General features: G+C 57.6%; 15 protein-coding genes. 8 read left to right on the forward strand and 7 right to left on the reverse strand.

The window, feature by feature from the left end; all coding sequences use genetic code 11:
• Positions 1–113: 113 nt before the first annotated feature.
• On the reverse strand, positions 114–1301 hold the full coding sequence (locus AC0KVQ_RS15025; RefSeq protein ID WP_473421997.1) for a XylR family transcriptional regulator: 1188 nt from the start codon (positions 1299–1301) through the stop codon (positions 114–116).
• Positions 1302–1481: 180 nt separating this feature from the next.
• Between AC0KVQ_RS15025 and xylA the strand changes: the two genes are divergently transcribed.
• The 5 genes from xylA (at position 1482) to AC0KVQ_RS15050 (ending at position 8326) form a co-directional block, all read left to right on the forward strand.
• Positions 1482–2801 (forward strand): xylose isomerase, encoded by a 1320-nt coding sequence (gene xylA, locus AC0KVQ_RS15030; protein WP_473421998.1) that lies wholly within the window; start codon positions 1482–1484, stop codon positions 2799–2801.
• Between the two features lie 190 nt (positions 2802–2991).
• Positions 2992–4461 carry a xylulokinase gene (gene xylB / locus AC0KVQ_RS15035; protein ID WP_473421999.1) on the forward strand — a complete coding sequence of 490 codons (1470 nt, stop codon included), beginning with the start codon at positions 2992–2994 and terminating at the stop codon, positions 4459–4461.
• A gap of 64 nt (positions 4462–4525) precedes the next feature.
• Complete coding sequence (xylF, locus tag AC0KVQ_RS15040) at positions 4526–5539, forward strand: D-xylose ABC transporter substrate-binding protein (protein ID WP_473422000.1); 1014 nt, start codon at positions 4526–4528, stop codon at positions 5537–5539.
• A 71-nt stretch (positions 5540–5610) separates the two neighbouring features.
• Positions 5611–7146 (forward strand): xylose ABC transporter ATP-binding protein, encoded by a 1536-nt coding sequence (locus AC0KVQ_RS15045; protein WP_473422001.1) that lies wholly within the window; start codon positions 5611–5613, stop codon positions 7144–7146.
• 31 nt (positions 7147–7177) lie between these two features.
• Positions 7178–8326: a sugar ABC transporter permease gene (locus AC0KVQ_RS15050; protein WP_473422002.1), complete on the forward strand. Its 1149-nt coding sequence runs from the start codon at positions 7178–7180 to the stop codon at positions 8324–8326.
• Positions 8327–8391: 65 nt separating this feature from the next.
• Here AC0KVQ_RS15050 and recR read toward each other — a convergent pair whose 3' ends face one another.
• The 3 genes from recR to dnaX form a co-directional block, all read right to left on the reverse strand.
• Entirely contained in the window at positions 8392–8988 is a 597-nt protein-coding gene (recR, locus tag AC0KVQ_RS15055; protein WP_473422003.1) for a recombination mediator RecR, read from the reverse strand.
• Between the two features lie 151 nt (positions 8989–9139).
• Positions 9140–9469: a YbaB/EbfC family nucleoid-associated protein gene (locus tag AC0KVQ_RS15060; protein WP_473422004.1), complete on the reverse strand. Its 330-nt coding sequence runs from the start codon at positions 9467–9469 to the stop codon at positions 9140–9142.
• A 24-nt stretch (positions 9470–9493) separates the two neighbouring features.
• The gene (dnaX, locus tag AC0KVQ_RS15065) at positions 9494–11212 is read right to left on the reverse strand and encodes a DNA polymerase III subunit gamma/tau (protein ID WP_473422005.1); all 1719 of its coding nucleotides are present in this window, start codon (positions 11210–11212) and stop codon (positions 9494–9496) included.
• An 18-nt stretch (positions 11213–11230) separates the two neighbouring features.
• Here dnaX and AC0KVQ_RS15070 point away from each other — a divergent pair, with 18 nt between their 5' ends.
• The 3 genes from AC0KVQ_RS15070 to guaA all read left to right on the forward strand — a co-directional run bounded on the left by AC0KVQ_RS15070 (position 11231) and on the right by guaA (position 14486).
• Positions 11231–11416, forward strand: coding sequence for an oxidoreductase-like domain-containing protein (locus AC0KVQ_RS15070; RefSeq protein WP_473422006.1), 186 nt, complete (start codon positions 11231–11233; stop codon positions 11414–11416).
• On the forward strand, positions 11413–12846 hold the full coding sequence (gene dacB, locus AC0KVQ_RS15075; RefSeq protein WP_473422007.1) for a D-alanyl-D-alanine carboxypeptidase/D-alanyl-D-alanine endopeptidase: 1434 nt from the start codon (positions 11413–11415) through the stop codon (positions 12844–12846). The genes AC0KVQ_RS15070 and dacB overlap by 4 nt, the downstream gene beginning before the upstream one ends.
• A gap of 83 nt (positions 12847–12929) precedes the next feature.
• Positions 12930–14486: a glutamine-hydrolyzing GMP synthase gene (guaA, locus tag AC0KVQ_RS15080; RefSeq protein WP_473422008.1), complete on the forward strand. Its 1557-nt coding sequence runs from the start codon at positions 12930–12932 to the stop codon at positions 14484–14486.
• Positions 14487–14568: 82 nt separating this feature from the next.
• Here guaA and AC0KVQ_RS15085 read toward each other — a convergent pair whose 3' ends face one another.
• Genes AC0KVQ_RS15085 through tkt form a run of 3 tightly spaced genes read right to left on the reverse strand, consistent with a single transcriptional unit; the run spans position 14569 to position 18887 of the window.
• Positions 14569–15912, reverse strand: coding sequence for a glycerate kinase type-2 family protein (locus AC0KVQ_RS15085; RefSeq protein WP_473422010.1), 1344 nt, complete (start codon positions 15910–15912; stop codon positions 14569–14571).
• 1 nt (position 15913) lies between these two features.
• Entirely contained in the window at positions 15914–16879 is a 966-nt protein-coding gene (locus AC0KVQ_RS15090) for a D-2-hydroxyacid dehydrogenase (protein WP_473422011.1), read from the reverse strand.
• Positions 16880–16907: 28 nt separating this feature from the next.
• Positions 16908–18887: a transketolase gene (gene tkt, locus AC0KVQ_RS15095; protein ID WP_473422012.1), complete on the reverse strand. Its 1980-nt coding sequence runs from the start codon at positions 18885–18887 to the stop codon at positions 16908–16910.
• Between the last annotated feature and the right edge of the window lie 153 nt (positions 18888–19040).

The raw sequence follows: 19040 nt of genomic DNA on the forward strand, positions 1-19040 counted from the left end.
CGCCTCAGCGCCGATGATAGTGCAGATTGCCTGTGTGAAAGTAGGTCATCGCCAGACTCCCCTTAAAAACCCCCAGCTCAAAAGGCTGGGGGTTTTGCTTTGGTGCTTTGTATTTACGCTGATGTTTGATGGCGTACCTGGTATTCCCGTGGTGTGCATCCTAGTTCGCGCTTGAATACCGTGTGCAAGTATTGCAATGAAGTAAATCCGCAGCGCACGGCAATATCACGGCTGGATGTTTCTCCATCTTCGAGCATTTTTCTGGCCATGTCGAGCCTGAACCGCAAAATTTCATCATGTACGGTGCATTGCAATTCGCGCTGGAAATGGCTTTCCAGTGATGAGCGGGAAATGCCGACGTAATCGGCTACCTGTTTGGATTTGATGCCTTGTCCGGCAAACTGGCGAATGTAGTGGCGTGCCCGCATCACATAGGGGCTCGATAGACGCTGATGCAGGCTTGACGCCAGGATGTTGATGCCCGCTGGTGGTACCAGTATGCGTGTTTGCGTATGTGGGACCTTGTGTAGCTGCTGGTGCAGTACATGCGCAGCGGTGCGGCCCATTTCCTCTGTTCCTTGAATGATGGAACTCAACGGGATGCGGGCCAGCATCCTCGTCAGCGAATCGTTGTCGATGCCGACAATGGCGATTTCTTCCGGTACGGCAATACCTGCGATCAGGCATGCCTGCATCAAGTGGCGCGCACGTGCATCGGTGACCGCGATAATGCCAATGGGTTTTGGCCTGCTCTGCAGCCATTCGATCAGATGCTGAAGACCGTCGTTCCAGTCTTGCGCTCTGGCTGTTTGGCCGCGATAGATATCGCATTGCAATCCATCGCGTTGGGCCAAGTGCTGAAAAGCCAGTTCGCGCTCTTGAGCCCAGCGGTTACGCATGGAGGCGGGCATGCTGTACATCGCAAAATTGGGCAGGCCGGTTTCAACCAGATGCTCGAAAGCCAGTTGCACTATGCGACGGTTATCTGTGGCGATGTATGGAATTTTTTCCGGATAAAGACTTTCGTCTTCGTATGAACTGCCAACAGCAACCACCGGGATGGGGCAATCCAGCAAGGCTGCAACAATGTCCGGATCATCGAAATCCGCAATGATGCCATCGCCCTCCCAGCCCTGGATTTCTTCAGGCCGACTGCGAAAATCCTCATCAAGAAACAGATCCCAGACCACTCGCGTTGAGCTCAGATAGCTGCCGATACCCGCAATGATTTCACGATCGTAGATCTTGTTGGCATTGAAAAGCAGCGCAATCCGGTGGGCTGCAGTGGTTGTGCTGTGCAAGATGTTGATCCTTATGTAATCGACTGAACTATGGTACGCCAAGTTCAATACAAAAACATGATTGCATTGCATGGGTGTTTGGCAGGAAACATGATTGCTGCTGGAATTTATCGTAATTGATGTGGTGGTACTACATCTGGCACGATGCTCATATCGATATTAATTCTCATGGAGATCGTTATGGCATCGGTATTTGGTTCATTTGCGAATGTCCCATACGAGGGTACTGCCTCTGCAAATCCCCTGGCGTTTCATCATTACAACCCTGATGAAAAAATCCTGGGCAAGCGCATGGAAGACCATCTGCGCATGGCCATCTGCTACTGGCATACCTTCTGCTGGCCGGGATCCGATGTTTTTGGCTCAGGGACCTTCGACCGGCCATGGCATCAATCAAATGATCCAATGCAGATGGCGATTGCCAAGGCCGATGCCGCGTTTGAGCTTTTCAGCAAGATTGGCTTTCCTTACTACTGTTTCCATGACATCGACGTGGCACCGGAAGGTGATTCCATCAAGGCATATGTCGATAACTTCGCCCGCATGGTTGATTACCTGGAGCAGAAACAACAGGAAACCGGTGTCAAGTTGTTGTGGGGAACAGCTAACTGCTTCAGTCATCCTCGTTATGCCGCAGGTGCTTCGACCAACCCCAATCCGGAAGTGTTTGCCTGGGCTGCCACGCAAGTCTTCAATGCCATGAATGCCACACAGAAACTGGGCGGGGAAAATTATGTGCTGTGGGGCGGACGGGAGGGGTACGAAAGTCTGCTCAATACCGATCTGAAGCGCGAGCGTGCTCAGTTCGGCCGATTCCTGCAAATGGTGGTCGAACACAAGCACAAGATCGGATTTACCGGCACGATCCTGATCGAACCCAAGCCGCAGGAGCCCACCAAGCACCAGTACGACTACGATACCGCCACGGTGTTTGGCTTCCTGCAGCAGTTCGGTCTGGAAAAAGAGGTCAAGGTCAATATCGAGGCCAACCATGCCACGCTCGCTGGCCATTCGTTCCAGCATGAGATTGCCACCGCCGTTTCGCTAGGTGTGTTCGGCAGTATCGATGCCAATCGTGGTGACCCGCAGAATGGCTGGGATACCGACCAGTTCCCTAATAGCGTCGAGGAAATGACGCTGGCCATGTATGAAATCCTGAAAGGTGGTGGTTTCAGCACGGGTGGCTTCAATTTCGATGCCAAGGTGCGGCGTCAGAGCGTTGATCTGGCCGATTTGCTCCATGGCCATATCGGTGCGGCCGATGTACTGGCGATAGCACTGAAAAATGCTGCCAAGATGATCGAAAACGATGTGCTGGCTGAGTTGAAGGCCAAGCGATATGCCGGTTGGGACGGTGATTTTGGCCAGAGGATCTTGTCCGGCCAGTTGAATCTGGCGCAGTTGGCCGAATACGCAACTGCCAGTGGATTGGCGCCAGTGCATGAAAGTGGCCGTCAGGAGTATCTGGAAAATCTGGTTAACCGTTTCATCTTCGGTTGATGGGTAGGTGGCCTGTTTGTGGTTTTTACGCAAGCAGGCATCTGCTTAGCTATGGCGATTCTCATGTTGTGAATGAGGATTGCCTACATTGTGGTTTACCGCAACTTGTGTAATCGATTTCTATTAACTACATTGTGATGGCTGCTAGGGAAAGGTTTTGTCCGGGCAGTGTTCAAAAGGGATATTTGACATGTTCGTTGGCGTCGATCTCGGCACGTCCGGTTTGAAGGCGATCCTGCTGGATGGCCAAGGCCATGTTGTTACCAGCGTGACGGTGGCGCTGGAAGTTTCACGCCCGCAGCCATTGTGGTCAGAACAGCGTCCGCGTGACTGGTGGAGCGCGCTGGAACAAGCGATGAGCACACTGCTGGATACAGTGCGGGCTGCTGGAGTCTCGCCGGATTCGATCGAGGCGATCGGTCTGACCGGGCAGATGCATGGCGCCACATTGCTTGATGCTCATGGTGAGGTGATTCGCCCGGCGATCCTCTGGAATGATGGTCGTTCCGCCACGCAATGCCGTGAGCTAGAGGTTCGGGTTCCACTGTCCCGCGAGATAACCGGCAATTTGATGATGCCAGGTTTTACTGCGCCCAAATTGTTGTGGGTTGCGCAAAATGAGCCAGCCAATTTTGCGCAGGTCGCCAAGATATTGTTGCCCAAGGATTATTTGCGTTATCGCTTGACTGGTGACTATGCCACCGATCTTTCCGATGCTGCGGGTACGCTTTGGCTGGATGTGGCCGCACGCGACTGGAGTGACGAGTTGTTGGCGGCAACCGGTTTGACCCGTCAGTACATGCCCACGCTCTATGAGGGTAATCAGATTACCGGCTGGATTAAGCCGGAACTGGCCGCTCGCTGGGGTTTACAGCGCATTCCGGTCGTGGCCGGTGCAAGCGACAATGCCGCTGGCGCCATCGGCGTTGGCATCATCGCACCTGGGCAATGCATGTTGTCTCTGGGGACTTCCGGTGTGTCATTTGCTGTGACGGAAGGTTTTCTGGCCAATCCGGAAAGTGCAGTACACAGCTTTTGCCATGCTTTGCCGCATACCTGGCATTTGATGTCAGTGATGCTGTCGGCAGCCAGTTGTCTGGATTTCACTGCAGCATTGACTGGTCATACCGATGTGCCGGCCATGCTGGTTGATGCCGAACAGGCAGGTATGAAGTCCTCGTTGCCGTATTTTCTGCCGTATCTGACTGGCGAACGCACCCCGCATAATAATCCATCTGCCAAGGGTGTCTTCTTTGGCCTTGATGCCACGACCGATCGCGCCGACCTGGCTAATGCCACGCTCGAAGGCGTGGGTTTCGGTTTGCTTGATGGCCTGGAGGCGCTGGAGGCAACCGGCTTGAATCTGGGAGAAATCAGCGTGATTGGCGGGGGATCACGCAGCGCCTACTGGCTGCAGATGTTGGCCGATATTTTTGGCCGCCCCTTGTGTCAGAGGACAGGTGGTGAGGTGGGCCCTGCGCTGGGTGCTGCGCGTCTCGCGCATCTGGCTTTGCATCCGGAAGCTGATTTCGCCGCCATCTGCCCGGTTCCCCCAGTTAAACAGATTTTCAATCCGTCGGCCCAACGGCATGCCTATTTCCGGAATGCCCGAAGGCCAACGTTTCAGGCGGTTTACCGCCAGTTGCAGTCGTTGTTCTGATGGTGTGCAGGACTATTCGATTCGAATGCGGGGGGAACCCCGGTCAAATTTGAGGAGTTGGACCATGAAGAGAACGTTGATTTCGATGCTGTTGGCTTCCACGGCCCTGGGTGGCGTGCTGTTTGCTGCGCCGGCCTATGCCAGCAAGGATAAACCGGTGATCGGTTTCAGTATCGATGACTTGCGCGTGGAGCGTTGGGCGCGCGACAGGGATTATTTTGTCGAGGCCGCCAAGAAGTTGGGTGCCGAGGTTAATGTGCAATCGGCCGATGCCAATGAGCAGCGCCAGATTTCCCAGATCGAAAATCTGATCGCCAAGAAGGTCGATGCGATCGTGATCGTTCCCTTCAACTCCAAGGTATTGACCAATACCATCAAGGAAGCCAAGAAAGCCGGTATCAAGGTGCTGTCGTATGATCGTCTGATTCTCAATGCCGATGTCGATGCCTACATCTCGTTCGATAACGAGCGCGTGGGCTCGTTGCAGGCTGAGGGGGTGGTCAAGCAGGTACCGAAGGGCGTGTATTACCTGCTGGGCGGCTCGCCTACCGACAACAATGCCAAGTTGTTGCGTGAAGGCCAGATGAAAGTGCTTAAGCCCTACGTTGACAAGGGTGACATCAAGATCGTCGGTGATCAGTGGGTGAAAGACTGGAATCCGGAAGAAGCCCTCAAGATCATGGAAAACGTGCTGACCAAGAATGCCAACAAGATCGATGCCGTAGTGGCCTCGAACGATGGCACGGCGGGTGGTGCGATCCAGGCGCTGGCTGCGCAGAAGCTGGCCGGCAAGGTGGCAATTTCCGGCCAGGATGCCGATCTGGCCGCAGTCAAACGTGTGATCGAAGGCACACAGACGCTGACGGTATACAAGCCACTCAAACTGATCGCCACGGAAGCCGCCAAGCTTTCCATTCAGATGGTCAAGGGTGAGAAACCGAAATATACCCACCAGCTCGACAATGGCATGAAGAAAGTGGATTCCCTGTTGCTGACCCCGACCATCATCACCAAGGAAAATGTCGATCTGCTGGTTAAAGACAATTTCTATACCAAAGCACAACTCGGCCTGAAATAACACAGGTATCCGGAGGCTCGCGGCGCTTGCCCGCGGGCTTCCTGTCGCCTGATAACGAGGGAGGCAAGGCTGTGTCTGAATATCTCCTGGAAATGCAGGGTATCGTCAAAGCGTTTTCTGGCGTCAAGGCGCTTGATGGTATCGATCTGAAAGTTCGCCCCGGTGAATGTGTCGGCCTGTGCGGCGAAAATGGTGCGGGCAAATCGACGTTGATGAAGGTGTTGTCGGCGGTCTACCCCTATGGTGAGTGGGAAGGGCGGATTGTATGGGAAGGCCGTGAGCTCAAGGCCCGCTCGATCCGCGAAACCGAAGAAGCGGGCATCGTCATCATTCATCAGGAACTGATGCTGGTTCCGCATCTGTCCGTGACCGAAAATATCTTTCTCGGCAACGAGATTACCGTAGGCGGCGTACTCAACTATGCCGCGATGCACCAGCGGGCACACGAGCTGATGATCGAGCTCAAAATGCCCGATATCAATGTGGCGCTACCGGTTTCGAACTACGGTGGCGGTCATCAGCAACTGATCGAGATTGCCAAGGCGCTCAACAAACAGGCCAAACTGCTGATTCTGGATGAGCCCACTTCCTCTTTGACGCAATCCGAAACACAAATCCTGCTCGACATCATCAAGGGCCTGAAAAAGAAGGGCGTGGCCTGCGTGATGATTTCGCACAAGCTCGATGAGATCGCGGCAGTCTGCGACACCATCAGCGTAATCCGTGATGGAACCCATGTGGGTACCCGGCCGATGGGCGAGCTCTCGGTCGACCAGATCATTGCCATGATGGTCGGGCGCGAGATCAAGAACCTGTTTCCGCGCGAGGCGCACCCGATCGGCGAGGTGATCTTCGAAGCGAAGCACGTTACCTGCTATGACGTCGACAATCCGAAGCGCAAGCGGGTCGACGATGTGTCATTTCAGCTGCACAAGGGCGAAATCCTTGGTATTGCCGGTCTGGTTGGCGCCGGGCGCACCGAACTGGCCATGGCGATTTTCGGCTGCTATCCGGGACGTTATGAGTGCGAGGTGGTGTTGGAGGGGAAATCGTTGCCGATCCGCTCTCCACGTCAGGCTGTGCAGGCTGGCATCTGCCTGGTGCCGGAAGATCGCAAGCGTCACGGCATCGTGCCGCTGATGGCGGTCGGCTACAACATCACGCTGTCAGTGCCGGAAACCTATAGCCACTGGGGCGTACTGGATCAGGTTTCCGAGATGCAAACCATCCAGCAAATGATTGGCAGCATGCATATCAAGACGGCCACGCCGATACTGCCGATCAAAGGTTTGTCGGGGGGGAATCAGCAAAAGGCCGTGGTGGCCAAGATGCTGTTGCCAAAACCGCATGTGCTGATCCTGGACGAGCCGACTCGCGGTGTCGATGTTGGCGCAAAATACGAAATCTACAAGCTGATGTTCGATCTGGTGAAACAGGGTGTATCCATCATCATGATCAGTTCCGAATTGCCGGAAGTGCTCGGCATCAGTGATCGCGTCCTGGTGATAGGCGAGGGCCAGTTGCGTGGTGATTTCGTCAATGATGGCCTGACTCAGGAGCAAGTGATGGCCGCAGCGATCGGCCAGACTGAAGCCCTGGCGGCGTGAATCAGATCAATAATCAAAAAGGCGTTCAATCATGGTCGCGATGCTAAAACAGCTCCAACGCATTTTTTCCCAATACAAAATACTGGCTCTCCTGATTGCCATCATCGCCATCTGGGCTTTTTTCACATGGCGTACCGATGGGGATTTCCTGACAGCGCGTAATTTTTCAAACCTGCTGCGCCAGATGGCGATTACCGGCATGCTGGCTTCCGGCATGGTCTTCGTCATCATCGCCGGTGAAATTGATCTTTCCGTGGGCTCCCTGCTTGGCCTTCTGGGCGGGATTGCCGCAGCGCTCGATGTTTTCCTGAAAGTACCGCTGCCAGTCACATTTGCCACGGTCCTGCTGCTGGGCTTCCTGATTGGCATGTTTAATGGGTACTGGGTGTCTTATCTCAGGGTGCCTTCGTTCATCGTTGGTTTGGCCGGCATGCTGGCGTTCCGGGGCATTTTGCTTGCCGTGACCAAAGGCTCGACGATACCGGTCGAATCTGAAGGCTTGATCGAGTTTGGCCAAGCCTATCTGCCGCATATGATGGGCAACCTTTTAGCCGTGGCTCTGTTTGCTGTGCTGGTGGTGGTTTCCTGGCGCAATCGCAGTAACCGGGCCCGCTACAATCTGGCATTGCGGCCGGTCTGGCAGGAGGCTCTTCGGCTGGTATTGATCGGTGCGGTTATCGCCGGCTTTGTGATTGTGCTCAATTCCTATCAGGGAATTCCGATTCCGGTCTTTATCCTGTTGATCATCCTTGGCGTGTTTTCGTTTGTCGCGCGCAATACGGTGTTTGGTCGCCGCATCTACGCGGTGGGTTCCAACCTCGAAGCCACCCGGCTATCCGGCGTGAATACCCGGTTCGTTAAAATGATGCTGTTTGGCGTGATGGGACTGATGTGTGCGTTGGCGGGCCTGACCACGACTGCACGGCTGGCTGCGGCATCTCCGGCTGCGGGCAATATGGCAGAACTCGATGCCATTGCGTCGTGCTTCATCGGAGGAACCTCGATGCGTGGTGGCTCAGGCACCGTGCTGGGTGCTCTGATCGGTGCCCTGATTATGGCCAGCCTGGATAACGGCATGTCGATGTTGAGCGTGGAGACTTACTGGCAGATGATCGTGAAAGGCTCGATCCTGTTGTTGGCAGTGTGGATCGATGTGATGTCGGGTACGGGCGACCGCTGAATCGGATTATCCAAAGCAAACAAGCGCCAATTGGGCGCTTGTTTGCTTTTTATTGATTACGCGACTCACAGTGTGCGCCGTTCGACCATGGCCTGCGCCAATGTGCCTGGATCGACATGCTCCAGTTCGCCGCCAACGGGCAGACCGCGTGCAATCCGGCTGACCTTCAGGCCACGCGCACGCAGCATCTCGGTGAGATAGTGCGCAGTCGCTTCGCCTTCCACCGTGAAATTGGTTGCCAGAATGACTTCCTCGACCAAGCCATCACTGGCACGCCTGAGCAATGCCTCCAGCGCAATATCCTTGGGGCCGATGCCGTCGAGCGGCGACAGGCGCCCCATCAGGACGAAATACAGGCCATGGAAGGCCAGCGTCTGCTCCAGCATCAGCAGATCGGTGGGCATTTCCACCACGCACAACTGCCTCGCATCGCGCTGTTCATCTTCGCAAATCTCGCAGATCTCGCTTTCCGTGAAGGTATTGCAGCGCTGGCAATGACGCAACTTGGCCAGTGCGTGACCGATGGCCTGTGCCAGTTTGTTGGCGCCAGTCTGGTCTTTCTGGATCAGGTGATAGGCCATGCGGGTCGCGGACTTGGGTCCAACGCCTGGGAGTACGCGCAGGGCCTGTATCAGATGCTGAAGAGAAGAGGGGGTAGTCATTGAGGGGGAGGAATTCCAGTTTCTATCGAGCTGGCGAGCGAGCCGAAGCAGGTTGCAGAAGGACGGAACGGAGAAACCGGAATGTACTCAAGCGTACATGAGGATTTCGAGTACCGCCCGACTGCAAGATGCAAAGGCGCAGCCGGCAGCCTTAGAAGGGCATTTTCATTCCGGGCGGCAGCGGCATCCCGGCAGTAGCCTTGGACATGCGTGCCGATGTGGTGGCTTCTGCATTGCGTGCGGCGTCGTTGAACGCTGCGGCGATCAGATCTTCCAGCATATCCTTGTCGTCGCCGATCAGGCTGTCGTCAATGGCAACGCGCTTGACATTGTGGGTGCAGGTCATGGTGATCTTGACCAGGCCAGAGCCTGCCTGGCCTTCGACTTCGGTCGTGGCCAGTTCGTCCTGGGCTTTCTTGATGTTGTCCTGCATGAGCTGGGCCTGCTTCATCATATTGCCGAGGGCACCTTTATTGAACATCTTTGCTCCTTGAATCAGTGAGAATTACAACGGTTTGATCGAATCTGGCTGTACCGTGGCGCCAAAATCACGCACCAGGGCTTGCACGAAGGGATCATTCTGGATGGATTCATTGGCGACCTGTTGCCGGGCATCGCGTTCACGTTGCGCCTGCGCGGCGGGTGTGTGATCGACCGTATTGGCAATTTCCACATTAAGCCGGATGGATCGATTGAAATACGCAGACAGTGCATCCTTGAGCTTGTCCAGATAATCGCGGGTGGCAACAGCACGATGTTCGGCCGCTACACGCAACTGGATCGAATCGGCATCCCAGCTTGTCAATTCGGCGTGTTGCGCCAACATGCCGGCAGCGCCCAGCTTGAGCTGGCTGACCAGCCCGCGCCAGTCACCATCAAAAGTAGGCACGCTGGTGTTGGTTTCCTGCCATGGCAGGTTTGCATCGGGTGTCGCAATGGTTGCCGCTGCTTCCTGTTGCGGCGCGGGCACAACCGGCAATGTGGTTTCGGCGACTGGTGCAGCAGGAATGTCAGGCTGGACTGCCGCCAGGCTGGCCACGTCAGGCGATTTCGGCATGGCTGACGGAACAGTCTGTGGCTCAGGTGCCGCTGCAGGTCGGGAAACGGGCGTCGTGGCCGGCAGGCTGACCTTGGCCGGATCTGCCGGGGCAAAGGCCAGCATGCGCAACAGGGTCATGCTGAAGCCTGCGTATTCATCAGGTGCCAGCGGCAAGTCACGGCGGCCGTGCAGGGCAATCTGGTAGTAGAGCTGGGCGTCTTCCGGGCTGAGCGACTGCGCCACGGCGAGGATGTTCTCGCGCATCGGCAGATCATCGGCAATCGCGGCCGGCACCTGCTGTGCCACGGCGATCTGGTGCAACAGGTGCGCCAGTTCATGCAGCGCAGCCTCGTAGGACAAGCCGCGGCTGGCAATGGCATCGGCGGCGGCCATCAGTTGCGTGCCGTCCTTGGCGATCAGTGCGGCAAGAATTTCGAACAGGTAGCTCTGATCCACCGCGCCGAGCATGGCGCGCACACCGGCTTCCTCGACGCTGCCGGCACCGTAGGCGATGGCTTGGTCAAGCAGCGAGAGGGCATCGCGCATCGAGCCATGTGCGGCATGGCCGAGCAGGTTGAGCGCATTGCCTTCATACGCAATGCCTTCCGCATTCAATACATGCTGCAGGTGGCCGGCCACCTGTTGCGGTGTCATCTGGCGCAGGCTGAACTGCAGGCAACGGGAGAGCACCGTGACCGGCACTTTCTGCGGGTCGGTGGTGGCCAGGATGAATTTCACATGACCGGGCGGCTCTTCCAGCGTTTTCAGCATCGCATTGAAGGCACTCTTCGAGAGCATGTGCACTTCATCGATGATGTAGACTTTGAAGCGCCCGGCGGTCGGGGCATACTGCGCGTTGTCCAGCACTTCCCGGATATTGTCGATGCCGGTGTTGGATGCCGCATCGATTTCCAGCAGGTCGACAAAGCGTCCGGCATCGATCTGCGTGCAGGCGGAGCAAACGCCGCATGGCTCGGCCGTGATGCCGGTCTCGCAATTGAGCGCCTTGGCCATGATGCGGGCGATGGTGGTCTTGCCCACCCCGCGTGTGCCGGTCAATAGATAGGCGTGATGCAGGCGTGCGCTGGTAAATGCGTTCGCAATCGCGCGAATCACATGCTCTTGCCCGACGAGCTGGGCGAAATTTTTAGGGCGCCATTTGCGCGCCAGAACTTGATAGGCCATGGTGCCGGATTCTAACAGATGAAACAGACAGAAATACCAGCCGATGATCCGCGCCCCGTCCCCCCGCCGGAAAACATGCTGAACCAATGCTGCGGCAGTGGCTGCGAGAACTGCGTGCTGGATATCTACAACCAGGAATTACGGCAGTATTACCTTGATCTGGCTGCTTGGGAAGCCAGGCAGCTTGGGCTGGGCAAGGTATGAAACGATTGCTGGGTATCGTGTGCCTGTTGCTGGCGTGGCCTGTGCTGGCGCAGGAATGGCCGGCAGGTCTCACTGTCGCCATGCAGCGTGCCAAATTGCCCACTGATGCGCTTTCGTTTGTGATCATGCCGCTGGATGCTTCCTCACCTGCGCGGGAAAGCCGGGCTGATGAGCCGAGAAATCCGGCATCGCTGATGAAGTTGCTGACCACGCACGCCGCGCTGGAAGTGTTGGGGCCGGATTGGCAGTGGCAAACCGAATTGCGTGCTTTGGCTTTGCCGCAGCACGGGGTACTTGCCTCCGACCTGTACCTGAAAGGCAGTGGCGATCCATCCCTGACGCTGGAGCGGCTATGGTTGTTGCTGCGCGAATTGAAGTTGCAGGGCGTACGAGAAATACGCGGCGATCTGGTGCTGGATCGTAGCCTGTTTGTGCAAAATGGCGCTGCTGCAGCGTTCGATGATGATGGCAATAGTCCGGAGCGCCCCTACCTGGTTACGCCGGATGCAGTACTGATCAATTTCAAATCCCTGCGCCTCTTGTTCGACTCGCGCGGGGATACGGTTCGGGTGCAGTTTGATCCGGCCTTGCCGGAAATACGCATCGAAAATCATGTACAGGCTGACGCAACCGGCGATTGCGTACAGTGGCGCCAGCGCGTGCAGATGCAGGTGGATGATCGCGGCAGTCAGGCCACCCTGCGCCTGACTGGACGCATGCCGGCCGGTTGCCGGGGTGAGCGCTATCTGGCAGTGCTGGAGCACCCGGTTTATGCCGCCAGCATACTGCGCACGCTATGGCAGGAAATGGGCGGAACATGGCAAGGCGGTATGCGATTGGACACCGCGCCCGATAATGCAGCGGTGATCGCCGCCGTGCGTTCGCCCGAGTTGCCATTGATCGTGCGTGATATCAATAAACACAGCAACAATGTGATGGCTCGCCAGCTGTTTCTGACTTTGGGCGCGGTAACCGGCGGGGGAGATGTCAATGCGGATACTGCCGCGCAGTCTGTGGCCGTGATGGCGCGATGGCTGGCTGGCAAGGGCTGGTATTGGCCGGAACTCAACATCGACAATGGCGCCGGGTTGTCGCGTGATGCGCGCATTACGGCGCGCCATCTGGCCATGCTGCTGCAGGATGCCGGACGTGGGCCACTGGCGCCGGAATTCATTGCATCGCTGCCACTGGTGGCGGTGGATGGCACCATGAAAAAACGGCTGAAAAACGAGCCATTGGCCGGGCAGGCGCATATCAAGACCGGCTCGCTGCGTGGCGTGCGCGCCATCGCTGGCTTCGTGCGCGCTGCGGATAGTCGCCTGCACATCGTGGTGGCCATCATCAATCATGAACGCGCGAGTGCCGGCCAGGAGGTGCTCGACGAAGTGCTGCGGATGGCTCACGCTGGCGGAGTCACAACCCGGGAATGACGCCCTGCCGGATGGCAGATTCAGAAGCTGGTCGCAATCAGGTAAAATGCCGGGTTTTCCACGATCCTTCGGAAATGCCCGGCATGGACAAGATTCTGATTCTGGACTTCGGTTCGCAAGTCACCCAACTGATCGCGCGCCGCGTGCGCGAAGCCCACGTTTACTGTGAGCTGCATTCCTTCGATGTTTCCATCGACTTTATCCGCGAATTCAAGCCCTCGGGCATCATCCTTTCCGGTGGCCCGAACTCGGTCTATGAGTCGGATTACCAGGCGGACCCGAAGCTGTTCGAACTCGGCGTGCCGGTGCTCGGTATCTGCTACGGCATGCAGTGGATGGCGCAAGCACTGGGCGGCAAGGTTGAGCCGGGCAAGGTGCGCGAATTCGGTTTTGCCGAAATCCGCGCGCACGGCCACAGCAAACTCTTCAAGGGCATTGAAGATCGCCAGGGCGATAACGGCGAAGGCTATCTGGAAGTCTGGATGAGCCACGGCGACAAGGTCACCGAAATGCCGGCCGGCTTCAAGATGATCGCCGAAAATGCAGCTTGCCCGCTCGCAGCGATTGCCAACGAAGAAAAGGGCTTCTACGCAGTGCAGTTCCACCCGGAAGTTACGCACACGCTCAAGGGCCGCGATATGCTCAACCGCTTTGTGCTCGATATCTGTGCCTGCAAGCCGTCCTGGACCATGCCTAACTATATCGACCAGGCCGTGGCGAAGATTCGTGAACAGGTCGGCAGTGATGAAGTGATCCTGGGTCTGTCGGGTGGTGTGGATTCATCGGTGGCTGCCGCGCTGATCCATCGCGCGATTGGTGACCAGCTTACCTGCGTATTCGTCGATAACGGCCTGCTGCGTCTGAACGAAGGCGAGCAGGTCATGAACATCTTCAACAAGCATCTGGGCGTGAAAGTCATCCACGTCGATGCGACCGAACAGTTCATGGGCCATCTGGCCGGCGTGACCGATCCGGAAGCCAAGCGCAAGATCATTGGCCGCGAATTCGTTGAAGTTTTCCAGGCTGAATCGGCAAAACTCCCTAATGCCAAGTGGCTGGCGCAGGGCACGATCTACCCGGATGTGATCGAATCGGCCGGGGCGAAAACCAAGAAGGCGCACACGATCAAGAGTCACCACAACGTCGGAGGCTTGCCGGAAACGCTGAAGCTCAGCCTGCTGGAGCCGCTGCGTGAACTCTTCAAGGATGAAGTGCGCGAACTCGGCGTGGCGCTCGGTTTGCCGCACGAAATGGTCTACCGTCACCCGTTCCCGGGCCCGGGCCTGGGGGTACGCGTGCTGGGCGAAGTGAAGAAGGAATACTGCGACCTGCTGCGCCGGGCCGATGCGATCTTCATCGACGAGCTGCGTGAATTCGACTGGTACGACAAGACCAGCCAGGCCTTCGCTGTCTTCCTGCCGGTGAAATCAGTCGGCGTGATGGGAGATGGCCGTACTTATGAATACGTGGTGGCATTGCGTGCGGTATGCACCAGCGACTTCATGACGGCAAAGTGGGCCGAACTGCCGTATGAGCTGCTCGGCAAGGTATCCAACCGCATCATCAATGAAGTACGTGGCATCAACCGCGTGGTGTATGACGTTTCCGGCAAGCCGCCGGCAACGATCGAGTGGGAATGATTGTCCTGTCGCCTGAATGTAAGTTCTAAAAAAGAAGCCCAGCCATGTATGGCTGGGCTTTTCAACGTCCACCCCCGGTAAATCAAAGTACTGGCGTGACTTCGGACTGTGGCTTGCCGGCCTTGCTGTCAATACGTTGGTTTTGCGTGCTAGTCTGGTCCGTGCCATCGATCAGGATGGCGCGGAAATCGTTGACATTGGTCAGCGTCGGGCCGGTGATCACGGCATCGCCCAGAATACCGAAGAAGCCGTGACCATCGTTGTTGGCGAGACTATCCTTCGGGCGCAAGCCCATCTTCCAGGCGCGTTCCAGCGTATCGGGGGCCAGATAGGCGCCGGCGATTTCCTCCAGCCCATCCACGCCATCGGTATCACCGGCCAAAGCGTGAACGCCGGGCTGGCCATTCAGCGTGATGCCCAATGACAGCAGAAATTCGACGTTACGCCCACCGCGACCGAAGCCGCGTACCGTCACCGTGGTTTCGCCACCAGACAGCAGGATGCAGGGCGCTGGCAGGGGTTGGCCACGGTTGGCGATCTGCAGCGCAATACCACCCAGGGTTTTGCCGACATCCTTGGCTTCGCCCTCGATCGCATCACCCAGGATATACGTGGCATAACCAGCTTCCTGAGCTACTACTGCCGCTGCTTCGAGCGCCTGTTGCGGGGTTGTGATGATGCGGGTCTCGGCCTTGGCCAGACGTGGATCGCCTGGCTTGATCGATTCCCCTGCACCCGATTCCAGCAGGGCGCGTGCCGCACCCGGCAACTCGATGCCATAACGCCTTACAATGCCCAGCGCGTCTTCGCACGTGGTTGGATCCGGTACGGTCGGACCAGAAGCGATGTTGATCGGATCATCGCCGGGCACGTCGGAGATCAACAGTGTCAGCACCCGTGCCGGGTAGCACGCTGCGGCCAGCCGCCCGCCCTTGATGGCCGAGAGGTGACGGCGCACACAGTTCATTTCCGAAATGGTCGCGCCCGACTTGAGCAGTGCCTGGTTGATTTCCTGCTTTTCCTCCAGGTTCAGTCCTTCTCCCGGCAGTGGCAGCAGCGATGAGCCTCCGCCGGAAATCAAACTGACCACCAGATCGTCCGGCGTCAGGTCGCTGACCATATCCAGCATGCGCCGGGCAGCATTCAAGCCGGCGAAATCCGGAACCGGGTGAGCGGCTTCGACAATTTCGATACGCTGGCAGGGAACCGCATAGCCGTAACGCGTGACGACCAAACCGCTGAGCGGCCCTTGCCAATGCTGCTCGAAAACACGTGCCATTTCGGCCGAGGCCTTGCCCGCCCCGATCACAATCAGCCGCCCCTTGGGCGGGGCTGGCAGATGGGGCGGGATACACAGTTCAGGCTTGGCGGCCGCGATGGCCGCCTCGAACATCCTGAACAGAAGTTCCCTGGGCGTGCCATCCATCTCAGTAGGCTCCCTGCACGAGATTGCTGGGCGTTCCCTTCACGAAGTTTTCCACGTTGTCGATCAGCTGATCGACCAGGGTCTGTTGTGCTTCATCAGATGCCCAGGCAACGTGCGGCGTGAGGATCACATTCGGACGGTTGGCGGCTTTCATCAGCGGATTATCCAGCGCCGGCGGCTCGCCTACGGTGACATCGAAACCGGCACCGCTGATCAGGCCTTCATCCAGTGCGCGTACCAGATCCTCTTCATTGACCAGACCACCGCGTGCCGTGTTGATGATCAGCGGCTTGCGCTTCATGGCGCGGAATTCCGGCATGGCGATCATGTTGCGGGTTTCGGACGTCAGCGGGCTGTGAATGGTGATGATGTCGCTGGTTTCCAGTACCTGATCCCAAGGGGTGTAGAGCGGGCCGAGGCCAGTCTTGCCCTTGTGTGCGGCAAACATCGGGATCATACCGAAGGCTTTGGCGATATCTGCCACGCACTGGCCCAGCACGCCCTCGCCGATAATCCCCAGACGAGCACCGCGCAGGTCATGGATGGAATGGTTGAAGAAGCAGAACTGGTTGGCGCGTTGCCACTCGCCATCGATCACGTCCTGGCGGAAGGCGACGATATTGCGTTGCAGCGCCAGCATCAGGGCAAAGGCGTGTTCCGGCACGGTGTTGACGGCATAGCCACGGATATTCGATACGGCGATGCCATGTTGCTGGCAGTACACCTTGTCCACGCAGTCGGTGCCGGTGGCCGCCACGGCAATCAGGCGCAGATCCGGCAGTTGCTTGAGGATGTCGGCTGTCAGTGCCACCTTGTTGTTGATGACGATGCTGGCACCTTGCAGGCGTTCCACCACCTGATCCGGGCTGGTTTTTTCATATTCGACCCATTCGTGTGCAAAGGCGGGTTTGCGCACGTTGATTTGCGGGGCAACGGTCGAGCGGTCGAGAAAAACGATCTTGTGCATGGTCTTTTCCTTGTGAATGTCGTGTGTGTTACAGGCGTTTCTTGGCTTGGGCCACGATAGCTTCCGGCGTGATGCCGAACAGCTTGTACAGTTGATCGGCCGGGCCAGAGGCGCCAAAGCCGGTCATGCCGACAAAGCCGCCGTTGTCGCCAATATAGCGCTCCCAGCCAAATTTCATGGCGGCTTCGACGCCAACGCGAACCGTACCTACACCGAGGACTTCTGCGCGATAGGCGTCATCCTGCTCTTCAAACAGATCCCAGCATGGCATGGAAACGACCGCAGTCGGGATGCCTTCTGCCTGCAACTGCTTGCGAGCCTCGACAGCCAGGGCAACTTCCGAGCCGGTTGCCAGCAGGGTGACCTTGCGCTTGCCCCCTTCGGCTTCTGCCAGCACATAGGCGCCACGGCGGGTCAGGTTGGTGGCCGAGTGGCTGGTGCGGACCAGTGGCAGGTTCTGGCGTGCAAAAACCAGGCTCACCGGGCAGGTTCGCTGTTCCAGCGCGATTTCCCAGCATTCGGAAGCTTCCACCGCATCGGCCGGACGCATCACACGCATATTGGGCATGGCGCGCAGGGATGCGAGGATTTCCACCGGCTGGTGCGTGGGGCCATTCTTGCCGATACCGATCGAATCATGGCTGAACACGAACTTGACCGGCAGTTTCATCAGCGCTGCCATGCGCATGGCCGGGCGTTCGTAATCGGAGAAGGGAAGGTAGGTCACCGCCAGCGGAATCACGCCGCCGTGGGCTGCCATACCGTTGGCCATGGCGCCCATGACATGTTCGCGGATACCGCAGTGTACGTAGGCACCACTCTTGTCATCGGCGTTGAATGCCTGCAGCCGGCGCTTGTGGCTGGTCGGCGCTTCCAGGTCGGCACAGCCCACCATGCGTTCGGGCAACACCTCCAGCAACAGGTCATTGATCTCGGCCGAGAGCATGATACCGGCCTGGGGCAGGCCCTGTTCCACTGCGCGCTTGCGATAGTCGATCAGCACATCCTGCCAGCCTTCAGGCAGTTTGCCCGCCTGAATACGCTCGAACTCGGCACGTTGCGGAGCAGGCAAGGCGGCAACCCGGGCTTTCCAATCCTGGTATTCGGCTGCGCTGCGTTCGCCTGCGGTACGCCAAGCCCCCAGGACTTCTGCCGGGATCTCGAACGGTGCATGCGGCCAGCCCAGTGTTTCGCGCGTTGCTGCGGCATCTTCCTCGTACAGACGGGCGCTGTGGCCGCCACGCTGACCTTGTACGCGCGGAATGCCTTTGCCGATGATGGTGCGGCAAGCAATCATCGAGGGACGCGGATCTTTCTTGGCCAGCACGATGGCGGCAGCAACTTCATCAATGTCATGGCCATCCACCTCAATCACATGCCAGCCAGCCACGCGGAAACGATCGCTCACGTTCTCGCTGATCGAAAGCGAAGTGCTGCCGTCGTCGGTGATACGGTTGTCATCCCAGAACAGAACCAGCTTGCCCAGGCGCAAATGGCCTGCGAGCGAGATCATTTCTTGGCCAATACCTTCCTGCAGGCAACCATCGCCGACAAAGGCGTAGGTATAGTGATCGACGATGTCCTTGCCGTATTTGGCGTTCAGGTAAGCTTCGGCGACGGCCATGCCGAAAGCGTTGGCAATACCCTGGCCCAGCGGGCCGGTGGTCACTTCAATGCCCATTGCCGGATCGTATTCCGGGTGGCCGGCGCAGTGCGAACCCAGTTCGCGGAAAGACTTGATCTGATCCAGGCTGATGTGTTCGTAGCCCGTGAGGTACAGCAACGAATACAGCAACATGGAACCATGGCCGTTGGACAGCACGAAGCGGTCGCGATCGGGCCAGAGCGGGTCTTTCGGATTGAATTTCATGTGCTGTCCGAACAGCGCGGTGGAAATCTCGGCCATGCCCAAGGGCACGCCCTGGTGACCTTCCGTTGCGCGGACAATGGCATCCACCGACAGCATGCGGATCGCATTGGCCATTTGGCTTGGGTTTACATTTGTCATGGCAAAATCCTCCTCTGTCCCTCCCCCGAAGGGGAGGCACTCAGTATGGGTTGATAGTGTTGAATGAAGGTTAAAGCGTCAGGGCCGGGATGTAAGCGAAGGCGAAGACGGAGAGCAGGGCGACGAGGTAGAACGGCATCAGTTCCTTGGTGG

The organism is Formivibrio sp. oc-25 (genome assembly GCF_055810895.1).

Excerpts from the sequence above, each read along its gene's own strand:
- xylA (WP_473421998.1), top strand. The coding sequence starts at position 1,482 with ATGGCATCGGTATTTGGTTCATTTGCGAATGTCCCATACGAGGGTACT.
- dacB (WP_473422007.1), top strand. The coding sequence starts at position 11,413 with ATGAAACGATTGCTGGGTATCGTGTGCCTGTTGCTGGCGTGGCCTGTG.
- AC0KVQ_RS15090 (WP_473422011.1), bottom strand. The coding sequence starts at position 16,879 with ATGCACAAGATCGTTTTTCTCGACCGCTCGACCGTTGCCCCGCAAATC.
- tkt (WP_473422012.1), bottom strand. The coding sequence starts at position 18,887 with ATGACAAATGTAAACCCAAGCCAAATGGCCAATGCGATCCGCATGCTG.
- recR (WP_473422003.1), bottom strand. The coding sequence starts at position 8,988 with ATGACTACCCCCTCTTCTCTTCAGCATCTGATACAGGCCCTGCGCGTA.
- dnaX (WP_473422005.1), bottom strand. The coding sequence starts at position 11,212 with ATGGCCTATCAAGTTCTGGCGCGCAAATGGCGCCCTAAAAATTTCGCC.
- AC0KVQ_RS15070 (WP_473422006.1), top strand. The coding sequence starts at position 11,231 with ATGAAACAGACAGAAATACCAGCCGATGATCCGCGCCCCGTCCCCCCG.
- AC0KVQ_RS15050 (WP_473422002.1), top strand. The coding sequence starts at position 7,178 with ATGGTCGCGATGCTAAAACAGCTCCAACGCATTTTTTCCCAATACAAA.
- xylB (WP_473421999.1), top strand. The coding sequence starts at position 2,992 with ATGTTCGTTGGCGTCGATCTCGGCACGTCCGGTTTGAAGGCGATCCTG.
- guaA (WP_473422008.1), top strand. The coding sequence starts at position 12,930 with ATGGACAAGATTCTGATTCTGGACTTCGGTTCGCAAGTCACCCAACTG.
- AC0KVQ_RS15060 (WP_473422004.1), bottom strand. The coding sequence starts at position 9,469 with ATGTTCAATAAAGGTGCCCTCGGCAATATGATGAAGCAGGCCCAGCTC.
- AC0KVQ_RS15085 (WP_473422010.1), bottom strand. The coding sequence starts at position 15,912 with ATGGATGGCACGCCCAGGGAACTTCTGTTCAGGATGTTCGAGGCGGCC.
- xylF (WP_473422000.1), top strand. The coding sequence starts at position 4,526 with ATGAAGAGAACGTTGATTTCGATGCTGTTGGCTTCCACGGCCCTGGGT.